At 65.6% G+C, this 13,515-nt stretch carries 1 protein-coding gene and 2 pseudogenes (1 of these 3 cut by a window edge); all 3 read left to right on the plus strand.

The genetic code is table 11. The features are described 5' to 3' along the window. Window positions 1–15 carry the final stretch of a non-ribosomal peptide synthetase gene (locus HXW87_RS15420; RefSeq protein WP_275588678.1) on the plus strand. The gene continues 5,493 nt to the left of window position 1, outside the view, so the window shows 15 of its 5,508 coding nt (coding positions 5,494–5,508); its start codon lies beyond the left edge, outside the window; the stop codon is at window positions 13–15. 46 nt (window positions 16–61) lie between these two features. After that, window positions 62–1,209, plus strand: a pseudogene (locus HXW87_RS29495) (non-ribosomal peptide synthetase); the annotation flags it as partial. Window positions 1,210–1,455: 246 nt separating this feature from the next. Further along, window positions 1,456–13,510, plus strand: a pseudogene (locus tag HXW87_RS15425) (amino acid adenylation domain-containing protein); the annotation flags it as partial. Window positions 13,511–13,515 lie beyond the last annotated feature (5 nt).

Consider the following 13,515-nt stretch of genomic DNA (forward strand, 5'->3'; position numbering starts at 1 on the left):
GCAGCAGTTCATTGAACAGGACGGTGTCGAGCAATGCACCAGCCTGACCGATGTGCTCAACGGTGGCGGCGAACTCAGTGCAGCGCTGGCGCGTCAGGTGCGCGATCGCCTGCCGTGGGTGCGGTTGCACAACGTTTATGGCCCGACCGAAACCACCGTGGACAGCACGGGCTGGACGCTGGAACCGGACATGCCGGTGCCGGACAACGTGGTGCCGATCGGCACCGCACTGAGCAATACCCGGTTGTACGTGCTCGATGCCTACGGTCAACCGGTACCGCAAGGCGTCAGTGGCGAGTTGCACATCGGCGGCGTTGGCGTGGCGCGCGGTTATCACGGGCTGCCGGAGATGCAGGCCGAGCGCTTCATCGACAGCCCGTTTGTGGCGGGGGATCGGCTGTATCGCACGGGAGATCTGGCGCGCTACAACCATCACGGGGAGCTGGAATTCCTCGGCCGCAACGACTTCCAGATCAAGCTGCGTGGCTTGCGTCTGGAGCCGGGAGAAATCGAGGCACGGTTGATCGAACATCCGGCGATTCGCCAAGCGGTGGTGATGGTGCGTGATGAGCGTCTGGTGGCCTGGTACACCGTGCGCGCCGGCATCGACGCGCCGTCACTGGAAACCCTGCGCGCGCATGTGCTGGAACGTTTGCCCGAGTACATGGTGCCGGGCGCGTTCGTGCGACTCGACGCCTTGCCACTGACGCCAAACGACAAGATCGACCGCAAAGCCTTGCCGGAGCCGGGGGCCGATGCCGTCATCAATCGCCCATACGTGGCACCCGAGGGCGAAGTCGAAACCACGCTGGCGCGGATCTGGGGCGAGGTGCTCGGCGTCGAACAGGTCGGTCGTCACGACAACTTCTTCGAACNGCCTTGCCGGAGCCGGGGGCCGATGCCGTCATCAATCGCCCATACGTGGCACCCGAGGGCGAAGTCGAAACCACGCTGGCGCGGATCTGGGGCGAGGTGCTCGGCGTCGAACAGGTCGGTCGTCACGACAACTTCTTCGAACTGGGCGGGCACTCGTTGTTGGCGGTGAGTCTGGTGGCGCGCATGCGCCAGAGCGGCCTGCACACCGACGCCCGGGCGCTGTTCAGTCAGCCGACCCTGGCGGCGCTGGCGCTCAGCACCACACCCGAGGCGCAGCAAGTGTTCATCCCGCCAACCACCATCCCGAGCCTGGCCCGCAAACGCCGGCTCTGACGCCGAACCCTGTAGGAGCTGCCGCAGGCTGCGATCTTCTGATTTGGCTTTTAACAGCAAGATCAAAAGATCGCAGCCTGTGGCAGCTCCTACAGGGGGGGATTGCGGCGCCCGAGCCGGCGGCTTGTCCCCGCTTCCCATGTCAGCCCCGCAAGCCCCGATGTTTTAGCTTTTCCAGGCTGCGCGCAGCAGGCACGGACTCGCGGCTGCGCGCTCCTTTTTCTCGTATTTACAGCAGGTTATCCCATGCATTTCAGCGAACTGATGGCTGTTCTTTCCACCCATGCGATCCGCCTTCAACAGGAAGATGAAGACCTGGTCATTCTGGGCAGCGACGACGCGCTGGACGATGCGTTGTGGGACAGCCTCAGCGAACACAAGGCGCAGCTGCTGGAACTGGTCGCCCGTCATGGTGGCGACTGGCTGAGCCCGGCGTTTCGCATCACCCCGGACATGCTGCCGCTGGTGACGCTGGATCAGCCGACCATCGACCGGCTGGTGGCCAAGGTGCCCGGTGGCGCCGCCAACCTGCAGGACATTTACCCGCTGGCGCCGCTGCAGGAGGGCATGCTTTACCTGCACCTGTCGGCAGCCGCCGGCGATCCTTACGTGTCACAAGCGCGGTTCGCCTTCGACAGCCGCGAACGGCTGGAGGCCTTCGCCGAGGCGTTGCAGTGGATGATCGAACGCCACGATATCCTGCGCACTTCGTTTGTCTGGGAGCGTCTGGACGAACCGTTGCAAGTGGTGCAGCGGCAGGCTCGTCTGCACTGCGAGGAAATCGCCCTCGACCCGGGCGCGGATGCATTGGCGCAACTGCTGGAGCGCCACGACCCACGATACTTCCGCCTCGACATCCAGCAGGCGCCGCTGCTGCGTCTGGTGTACGCCATGGACCCGGCCAACGGGCGCGTGGTCGCGCTGCTGCTGTTCCATCACCTGATCATGGATCACGTCGCGCTCGATGTGGTGCGCCGCGAAACCCGCGCGCACCTGCTCGACCAGACCGCGCAGGTCGGGCCGCCGGTGCCGTATCGCGATCACCTGGCCAAGGCGCGCATGGGTCTGGACGAACAGTCTCAAGAGGCGTTCTTTCGCGAGATGCTCGCCGACATCGACGAGCCGACCTTGCCTTGTGGTCTGCAGGACGTGCAGGGCGACGGCCAGGACATCGAAGAAGCCGTGCTGATGCTCGACGCCGATTTGAGCCGGCCACTGCGCGGCCAGGCGCGTCAGCTCGGCGTCAGCGTCGCCAGCCTGATGCATCTGGCGCTGGCGCGGGTGCTCGGCCAATTGTCCGGGCGCACGGCGGTGGTGTTCGGCACCGTGCTGCTGGGGCGGATGGAGGCGGGTGAGGGCGGCGAACAGGCGCTGGGGATGTTCATCAACACCTTGCCGCTGCGAGTGGATGTCGGGCAGGACGGCGTGCGCGCCGGGGTGCTGGCCACCCATCGACGCCTGACCGCGTTGCTCGGCCATGAACAGACCTCGCTGGCACTGGCCCAACGTTGCAGTGCGGTGGCGGTGCCGACGCCGTTGTTCAGCGCGATCCTCAACTATCGCCACAGCAGCAGCGAAGAGATCGCCGAGGTCAGCGAACTGGCCCCCGGCGTGCAAGTGCTGGGCGCGCGCGAACGCACCAACTACCCGCTGACGATCAACATCGACGACCTCGGCGAAGACTTGCGCATCACCGCGCTGGCGGATGCGGCGCTGGGCGCCGAACGCATCGCCGCTTACCTGCACACTGCGTTGCACAGCCTGCTGCAGGCCTTGCAATCGGCCCCGGATGCACCACTGCAACGCCTGAATATCCTGCCGGCCGCCGAGCGTGAATATCTGCTGCACGGAGTCAACTCGCCGTTGCCGCAGTTCCCGCAAACGCCGCTGATTCACCAGCAGTTCGAAGCGCATGCGGCGGCACGCCCGGAGGCCACAGCGCTGCTGTTCGAGGAGCAGACACTGAGCTACGGCGAACTCAACCGCCGCGCCAATCAACTTGCGCATCACCTGCTGGCACGGGGGATTCGCCCGGATCAGCGCGTGGCGATCTGCGTCGAGCGCGGCCCGCAGATGATCATCGGCCTGCTCGGTATCCTCAAGGCTGGCGCCGGTTACGTGCCGATCGACCCGGCGTATCCGCTGGAGCGCATCGCCTACACCTTGCAGGACAGCGCCCCGGTGGCGGTGCTGATTCAGGCCGATACGCTGGACAGGATTGGCGCGCTCGAAGTGCCGAGCATCGATCTGGACAGTGTGCAGTTGCAGGCTGAACTCGGCAGCAATCCGCAGATTCCCGGGCTGAGCCTGAGTCATCTCGCCTACGTGATCTACACCTCGGGTTCCACCGGGCTGCCCAAAGGCGTGATGGTCGAACACCGCAACGTGGTGCGCCTGTTTGCGGCGACCCACGACTGGTTCAACTTCAACCCGCAAGATGTGTGGGCGCTGTTCCATTCCTTCGCCTTCGATTTCTCGGTGTGGGAAATCTGGGGCGCGCTGGCGTTTGGCGGCCAGTTGCTGCTGGTGCCGCAGGCCGTGAGCCGCTCGCCGGACGACTGCTACGCGCTGCTGTGCCGCAGTGGCGTCACCGTGCTCAATCAAACGCCGAGCGCCTTCCGCCAGTTGATCGCCGCGCAGGGCCGCAGCCCGTTGCAGCATTCGCTGCGCGAGGTGATCTTCGGCGGCGAAGCCCTGGAGCCGGGCCTGCTCAAACCGTGGTACGCGCGGGTCGGCAATGCCGGTACGCGGCTGGTGAACATGTACGGCATCACTGAAACCACGGTGCACGTGACCTATCGCCCACTGGAAGCAGCGGACGCGCAACTGGTCGGGCGCAGCCCGATCGGTGTGGGCATTCCCGACCTGCAGCTGTACGTGCTCGACGCGCAGCGCGAACCGGTGCCGGTCGGCGTGATCGGCGAGTTGTACGTCGGTGGCGCCGGGGTTGCCCGCGGCTACCTCAACCGCGAGGCGCTGACCGCCGAGCGCTTCATTGCCGACCCGTTCAGCGGCCGTGCTGCAGCGCGCCTGTACAAGACCGGTGACCTGGCGCGCTGGTCAGCGGATGGCAGCCTCGACTACCTGGGGCGCAACGACGATCAAGTGAAGATCCGGGGTTTCCGCATTGAGCTCGGTGAAATTGAAGCTCGCCTCGCCGCCTGCGCCGGTGTGCGCGAAGCGCTGGTGATCGCTCGTGAAGACAGTCCCGGTGACAAGCGTCTGGTCGCCTACTGGCTGGCCGCCGAAGGCACTGAACCGAGCTCCGCGCAATTGCGCGACGCGTTGCTGCAATCGCTGGCCGACTACATGGTGCCGAGCGCCTTTGTGCGCCTCGACGCCATACCGCTGACCAACAACGGCAAGCTTGATCGCAAATCCCTGCCACAACCGGACAGCGACGCGTTCGTCCGTCGCGGTTTCGAAGCCCCCGTGGGGCCAGTGGAAATCCTGATCGCCGGCATCTGGCAGAGCCTGCTCGGTGTCGAGCAGGTCGGGCGGCACGACAATTTCTTCGAACTCGGCGGCCATTCGCTGTTGGCGGTGAAACTGATCGAACGCATGCGCCAGCACGACTTGCAGTGCGACGTGCGCGTGCTGTTCGGCCAGCCGAGCGTCGCGGCGCTGGCGGCGACCCTGAGTCACAGTCACGCCCTGCGGGTGCCGGACAATCTGATTGCCGCCGATTGCACGCGGATCACCCCGGACATGCTGCCGCTGGCCACGCTGGATCAGGCCGCCATCGACCGCGTGGTCGCCAGCGTGCCCGGCGGCGTCGGCAATGTGCAGGACATTTACGGCCTGGCACCGTTGCAGGCGGGGATTCTCTACCACCATCTGGCGACCAGCACCGGTGACCCCTACGTGTTGCAGGCGCAATTCGCCTTCGCCGGACTGGCGCAGATCAAGGCCTTCGTCCGTGCGTTGAATGCGGTGATCGCGCGCCACGACATTCTGCGCACCAGCGTGTTCTGGGAAGGGCTTGAGGAGCCGGTGCAAGTGGTCTGGCGCGAGGCGCCGCTGGCACTGGAGCGGATCGATGCCGACCTGCTGGAAGGCGATGTGCTGGAGCAGATGCAGGCGCGGTTCGATCCACGGCACTACCGCCTCGACCTGCGCCGCGCGCCGCTGATGCGTCTGGCCTACACCGAAGACCGTGCACAGCAGCGCTGGGTCGGCATCCTGTCGCTGCACCACATCGTCCTCGACCACACCGCACTGGAAGTGCTGCTCGCGGAAATGAACGACAGCCTGCAACCGAGCAGTGCCGATCTGCCGGCGCCGGTGCAGTACCGCAACTACGTGGCGCAGGCGCAACAGCATGCCGATACCCAAGCGCACGAAGCGTTCTTCCGCGACATGCTCGGCGACATCGACGAGCCGACCGTGGCCTTCGGTGTGCAGGACGTGCATGGCGATGGCAGCAGCAGCGTCGAGAGCGCGCAAGCGCTGGATTCGAGTGTGGCCCAACGCTTGCGCGAACAGGCGCGGCGCCTCGGCATCAGCGCCGCGAGTCTGGTGCACCAGGCCTGGGGTCAGGTGCTGGCAAAGGTCTCGGGCCGTGAGGATGTGGTATTCGGCACCGTGCTGCTCGGGCGCATGCAGGGCGGCGAGGGCGCCGACCGCGCACTCGGCATGTTCATCAACACCTTGCCGTTGCGGGTCAGTGTTGGCGCTACCTCGGTAGAGCAAGGCGTGCGCGCTACTCATGAGCGTCTGGCGCAATTGCTGGCGCATGAGCAGGCCTCGCTGTCGCTGGCCCAGCGTTGCAGCGGTGTGGCGGCGTCGCTGCCGCTGTTCAGCAGCTTGCTCAACTACCGTCACAGCGCGGCGGAGCCGGCAGGCGTGGCCTGGGACGGGATCGAGATTCTCAGCTCCCGCGAGCGCAGCAACTATCCGCTGGTGGTCAGCGTCGACGACCTCGGCACCGGTTTCCGCCTGAGCGTGCAGGCGGTGCCGCAAGTGGATGGCGCGCGGGTCTGCGATTACCTGCAAACCGCGCTGCACAACTTGCTGACAGCCCTGGAACACACGCCAGCCACGCCACTGCGGCAGATCTCGGTGCTGTCGCCGAGCGAACGGCAGCGGGTCCTGGTCGGCTTTAACATCAGCGGTCGCGACTTCCCGCCGGCACAAACCGTGCAGCGTTTGTTCGAGGCCCGGGCGGCCGCGCACCCTGCAGCGTTGGCGGCGGTGCAAGGTGCGCAGCAGTTGCGCTATGGCGAACTCAATCAGCGGGCCAATCGTCTGGCGCATCACCTGATAGGCCTTGGCGTGCAGCCCGATGACCGGGTCGCCCTGTGCGCCCGGCGCAGTCCGGACATGCTGGTGGCGCTGCTGGCGATCCTCAAGGCCGGCGCCGGTTATGTGCCGGTCGATCCGGCGTATCCGCCGGAACGCATCGCCTACCTGTTGCAGGACTGCGCCCCGGTGGCGGTCGTGGCTCAGGCCTCGACTCGCGATCTGCTCGGTGGCGTGCCGGTCATCGATCTGGACAACGACCTCTGGCAGCACCTCTCGGATGCGAATCCGCAGGTGCCGGCATTGACGCCGAACCATCTGGCGTACGTGATCTACACCTCCGGCTCCACCGGCCAGCCGAAAGGGGTGATGGTCGAGCATGCGACCTTGGAAAACCTTGTGCACTGGCACGCCGAAGCTTTCGACTTGCAGGCCGGCAGCCAGACCGCGAGTGTCGCCGGCTTCGGTTTCGATGCGATGGCCTGGGAAGTCTGGCCGGCACTGTGTGTCGGCGCGACCTTGCACCTGCCGCCGCCGTCGATCCGCAATGAGCATCTCGACGAGCTGCTCGACTGGTGGTGCGCGCAGCCGTTGCAGGTCAGTTTCCTGCCGACGCCAGTGGCCGAATACGCGTTCAGCCGGCAATTGCAGCACCCGACCTTGCGCACGCTGCTGATTGGCGGCGACCGACTGCGTCAGTTCAACCGTGCGCAAACCTTCGAGGTGATCAACAACTATGGCCCGACTGAAGCGACGGTGGTCGCCACTTCGGGACCGGTCGAACTGGATCAGCCGCTGCATATCGGCCGGCCGATTGCCAATGCCAAAGTCTATGTGCTGGACGCCGAGCAGCACCCGGTGCCGGTGGGGGTGGCGGGCGAGTTGTATGTCGGCGGTGCCGGCGTGGCGCGCGGCTATCTGAATCGCCCCGAGCTGAGCGCTGCGCAGTTCCTGTTCGATCCGTTCAGCGACGAGCCGCAGGCGCGCATGTACCGTACCGGCGATCAGGCGCGTTGGCTGGCCGACGGCAACCTCGAGTACCTGGGGCGCAACGATGATCAGGTCAAACTGCGTGGCGTGCGTATCGAACTCGGTGAAATCGAAGCCGCGCTCGGCAGCCACGCGGCGCTGCGGGAGGCGGTGGTACTGGTTCGTGACGGGCGGCTGATTGCGTGGTTCACCGAGCGCACGGCGGTCGATATTCAGCAGTTGCACACGCATTTGCAGGCACGCTTGCCGGAGGCGCTGTTGCCGGCGGCTTACGTGCGGCTGGACGCATTGCCGTTGACCGCCAACGGCAAGATTGACCGCAAGGCCTTGCCGGAACCGGAGCACGGCGCGTGGCTCAGCCGCGAATATGAAGCGCCACAAGGTGCCGTGGAAAACGCGCTGGCGCAGATCTGGATCGACGTGCTGAACGTCGAGCGCGTCGGGCGTCACGACAACTTCTTCGAACTGGGCGGGCATTCGCTGCTGGCGGTGAGCCTGATCGAACGCATGCGTCAGATCGACCTCGCGGCTGACGTGCGCGTGTTGTTCAATCAGCCGACCCTCGCTGCACTGGCCGCCGCTGTGGGCAGCGGTCGCGAAATCGAAGTGCCGGCCAACCGCATTCCGCCGGGTTGCACCCGCATCACCCCGGACATGCTCAGCCTGACCGAACTCGATCAAGCGAGCATCGAGCGCATCGTCGCCACGGTGCCGGGCGGGGCAGCTAACGTGCAGGACATTTATCCGCTGGCACCGTTGCAGGAAGGCATTCTTTACCACCACCTGAGCGCCGAACAGGGCGATCCGTACCTGCTGCAATCGCGGCTGATCTTCGACAGCGTCGAGCGCCTGCGCACCTTCAGCCAAGCTCTGCAGCAGGTCGTCGCCCGTCACGACATTCTGCGCACCAGCGTGGTCTGGGAAGGCTTGCCGAGTCCGCATCAGGTGGTGTGGCGCGAGGCGCTGCTGGTGGTACAGGCGGTGCCGCTGGATCCGGCTCAGGGCGACGTCCTTGAGCAGCTGCACGGGCGCTTCGATGCCCGCTACAACCGTCTCGACGTGAGCCAGGCGCCGTTGATGCGCATCGTCTATGCCGAAGACCCGGCGCAGCAACGGGTGGTGGCGATCATCCTGTTCCAGCACTTGATTCTCGACCACACCGCCATGGAGGTAGTGGGCCGAGAGATGCGCGCGTTTATGTTCGATCAAGCCGACCGCCTCGGCACGCCGATGCCGTATCGCAACTACGTGGCGCAGGCGCGTCTGGGTGCCAGCGAGCAGGAGCACGAAACGTTCTTCCGCGACATGCTCGGCGATATCGACGAGCCGACCCTGCCGTTCGGTTTGCACGACGTGCAAGGCGATGGCGGCGACATTGAAGAGGCGCAGCAAGCCGTCGATGCCGGATTGACCCTGCGCCTGCGAGAGCAGGCGCGGCAGTTGGGTGTCAGCCCGGCGAGCCTGATGCATCTGGCCTGGGCGCAGGTGCTGGGGGTACTTGCCAACCGCCGCGACGTGGTGTTCGGCACGGTGCTGTTGGGTCGCTTGCAGGGCGGCGAGGGCGCGGATCGCACCCTGGGCGTGTTCATCAACACCTTGCCGCTGCGGGTGGATGTCAGCGAAGGCGTGCAGTCTGCTGTCAAGACCACCCACGCACGGCTGACCGCGCTGTTGGCCCATGAACATGCGCCACTGGCGCTGGCCCAGCGCTGCAGCGCAGTGTCCGGCGCGCCGCTGTTCAGCGCACTGCTCAACTACCGGCATACCGTCGCCGAGGCGCAGCCGCGTGACGGTCAGGGCATCTGGGAAGGCGTGCAATTGCTCGGTGGCGAAGAGCGCAGCAACTATCCGCTGACCCTCAGCGTCGACGATCTCGGCGCAGACTTTTCCCTGTCCGTGCTGGCGTTGACGCAGATCGGCGCGCAACGGATCTGCAGCTACATGCACACCGCGCTGGAGCATCTGCTGCACGCACTGGAGCAGGCGCCACAGCGTGCGCTCAACCGTTTGCCGATTCTTGCGGTGGAGGAATACGAGCGCTTGCTGGTCGGGTTCAACCCGACGGCGGCGGCATACCCGCGCGGGGCGACGATTCAGTCACTGGTGCAAGTGCAGGCCGAGCTGCATCCGCAAGCGCTGGTGGTGGTGCAGGGCACGCAGCAACTGACTTATGCGCAACTCAATCAGCAGGCCAATCGCCTGGCGCATCACTTGCTCGGCCTCGGCGTGCAGCCGGACGACCGGATTGCCGTGTGCCTGCCACGCAGCCCGCAGATGCTGGTGGCGTTGCTGGCGATTCTCAAGGCTGGCGCCGGTTATGTGCCGGTCGACCCGGCGTACCCGGCGGAGCGCATCGCCTACCTGTTGCAGGACAGCGATCCGGTGGCGGTGCTGGCGCAAGGCTCGACCCGCGAGCTGCTGGGCCGGGTGCCGGTGATCGATCTGGATCAGAACCTCTGGCAGCACCTGGCGGCGACCAATCCACAACTGCCGACGCTGACCCCGGCGCATCTGGCTTACGTGATCTACACCTCGGGTTCGACCGGCCAGCCGAAAGGCGTGATGGTCGAACACGCGACCCTGGAAAACCTTGTGCACTGGCACTGCGAGGCGTTCGACCTGCGCGCCGGCAGCCACACCGCCAGCGTCGCCGGTTGNGATGGTCGAACACGCGACCCTGGAAAACCTTGTGCACTGGCACTGCGAGGCGTTCGACCTGCGCGCCGGCAGCCACACCGCCAGCGTCGCCGGTTGCGGTTTCGACGCGATGGCCTGGGAAGTCTGGCCGGCGCTGTGTGTCGGCGCGACCCTGCACCTGCCGCCGCCGTCGATCAGCAACGAACATCTGGATGAACTGCTCGACTGGTGGCGCGCGCAGCCGTTGCAGGTCAGTTTCCTGCCGACGCCGATTGCCGAATACGCCTTCAGTCGTGAACTGGGGCATCCGACCTTGCGCACGCTGTTGATCGGCGGCGACAAGTTGCGCCAGTTCCCGCGTGAGCAGACCTTTGCCGTGATCAACAACTACGGTCCGACCGAGGCCACGGTGGTCGCGACTTCAGGGCAAATCCATGCCGGGCAATTGCTGCACATCGGCCGGCCCATCAGCAACGCCAGGGTTTACTTGCTCGATGAACAGCAACGTCCGGTGCCTGTGGGTGTGGCGGGCGAGCTGTACGTCGGTGGCGCGGGTGTGGCCCGTGGTTATCTGAACCGTCCCCAGCTGACCGCCGAACGCTTCCTCGAAGACCCCTTCAGTGACGAACCGCAGGCGCGCATTTACCGCACCGGCGACCTCGCATGCTGGCTGGCCGACGGCAATATCGAGTACCTGGGGCGTAACGACGATCAGGTCAAACTGCGCGGTGTGCGGGTGGAACTGGGTGAAATCGAAGCCGCGCTGTCCAGCTATCCGGCGGTGCAGGACGCGGTGGTGCTGGTGCGCGAGGCGCGGTTGATCGCCTGGTTTACTGCCCGCACAACGGTCGATATCGAGGATCTGCGCGCGCATTTGCAAGCGCGTCTGCCACAGGCACTGGTGCCGGCAGCTTACGTGCGGCTTGAGGCGCTGCCACTGACCGCCAACGGCAAACTCGACCGCAAGGCCTTGCCCGAACCGGATCAGGACGCCTGGCTCAGCCGCGAATATGCAGCGCCGCAAGGGCCGGTGGAGACCGCGCTGGCGCAGGTCTGGGCCGAGGTGCTGCAGGTCGAACAGGTCGGGCGGCACGACAACTTCTTTGAGCTGGGCGGGCATTCGCTGCTGGCGGTGACCCTGATCGAGCGCATGCGTCAGCTCGGCCTGAGCACCGACGTGCGCGTGCTGTTCAGCCAGCCGACCCTCGCCGCGCTGGCCGCCGCCGTCGGCAGCGGTCGCGAAGTCGCGGTGCCGGCCAACCTGATTCCGGCCGGTTGCACGCACATCACCCCGGACATGCTGACGCTGGTGCAACTGGATCAGCCAGCCATTGAGCGCGTGGTTGCCACGGTGCCGGGCGGGGCCGCCAACGTGCAGGACATTTATCCGCTGGCGCCATTGCAGGAAGGGATTCTTTATCACCACTTGAGCGCCGCGCAGGGTGATCCGTACCTGCTGCAATCGCGCCTGGCGTTCGACAGCCTTGAACGCTTGCAGGCCTTCGCCGCCGCGCTGCGTCAGGTCATGACCCGGCACGACATTCTGCGCACCGGCGTGGTCTGGGAAGGGTTGGCAACGCCGGTGCAAGTGGTCTGGCGCGAAGCCGAGCTGCCGCTGCAGGAGGTTGCATTCGATCCGGCGGGCGGTGATGTTCTGGCGCAGTTGTATGAGCGTTTCGACGCGCGTCATTACCGCATCGATCTCAGTCAGGCGCCGCTGATTCGCCTGGTGTACGCGCAGGATCCGGCCAACGACCGGGTGGTCGCCATGCTGCTGTTCCATCACATCGCCATGGATCACACGGCGCTGGAAGTGGTGCAGCAGGAACTGCAGGCGCTGCTCTTCGGTCACGGCGAAGCCCTGATACCCGCCGTGCCGTATCGCAATTACGTGGCGCAGACCCGGTTGGGCGTCAGCGAGCAGGAGCATGAAGCGTTCTTCCGCACGATGCTCGGTGAGATCGATGAGCCGACGCTGCCGTTCGGTCTGCTGGATGTGCACGGTGACGGCCATGACATCGAAGAAGTCCGTCAGCGCGTGCCCGAAGCCTTGGCGCAGCGCTTGCGCAGCCAGGCGCGGCAGATGGGAGTGAGCGTCGCGAGCCTGTTCCATCTGGCGTTTGCTCAGGTATTGGCGGCGACTTCCGGACATGCGCGCGTGGTGTTCGGCACTGTGCTGCTGGGGCGGATGCAGGGCGGTACCGGCGCCGATCGCTGTCTGGGGATGTTCATCAATACGCTGCCGCTGCGGGTGGATCTGGGCGATGTTTCGGTGCGTGCCGGCGTGCGTGCGACCCATGCGCAACTGACCGCATTGCTCGGCCATGAGCATGCGTCACTGGCACTGGCCCAGCGTTGCAGCGGGGTGGCCGCGCCGTCGCCGCTGTTCAGCGCCATGCTCAACTACCGGCACAGCGTCAGCGAGGAACAGTTGCAAGCCAATCGCCTGGCCTGGCAAGGCATCGAAAACCTGTCCAGCGAGGAGCGCACCAACTATCCGCTGAGCTTCAACGTCGATGACCTGGGCCAGGGCTTTGACCTTACGGCAATGACCCCTTCACAGATCGGCGCGGCGCGGGTGTGTGGCTACATGCAGCAGGCGTTGGCGGGGCTGGTCGAGGCGCTGGAGCAGGCACCGCAGCAGGCCTTGAACCGCCTGCCGGTGTTGGTGGATGCCGAGCGCCAGCAGTTGCTGTTCGGCCTCAATGCCACGGACGTCGATTACGACCTTGAGCAGACCATTCACGACTTGTTCGAGGCGCAAGTGACGCGCTCGCCGCAGGCCCCCGCCGTGGTCGCAGGTGAGCAGCAACTGAGCTACGCCGAACTCAACGCCCGGGCCAATCAACTGGCGCGGCATCTGCGTGAGTTGGGCGTAGGCCCGGATGCGCGGGTGGCGATCTGCGTCGAGCGTGGTCTGGACATGGTGGTCGGGCTGCTGGCGATCCTCAAGGCCGGCGGCGGTTACGTGCCGCTGGACCCGGCGTATCCGCTGGAACGATTGGCCTACATGCTTGAGGACAGCGCGCCGCTGGCGGTGCTGGTGCAGGGAACGACGCGTTCGTTGCTCGGCGAAGTCTCGGTGCCGCTGATCGATCTGGATCAGCCGCATTGGCAAGCGCTGCCAACGGAAAACCTTTCTCTTGCAGAGTTGACCCCGCAGCACAGCGCCTACGTGATCTACACCTCCGGTTCCACCGGCCAACCGAAAGGCGTGATCAACGAACACAGCGGGGTGGTCAACCGCCTGCTGTGGATGCAGGACGCTTACCAACTGACTTCTGCCGACACGGTGTTGCAGAAAACCCCGTTCAGCTTCGACGTCTCGGTGTGGGAATTCTTCTGGCCGCTGATGACCGGCGCCCGATTGGTCATGGCCCGGCCCGAGGGGCATAAGGACCCGCTGTATCTCAGCGACATCATCGAGCGCGAACANAC

The sequence above is a fragment of the Pseudomonas sp. Y5-11 genome, assembly GCF_022368695.1.
Lineage (GTDB): Bacteria > Pseudomonadota > Gammaproteobacteria > Pseudomonadales > Pseudomonadaceae > Aquipseudomonas > Aquipseudomonas parakoreensis.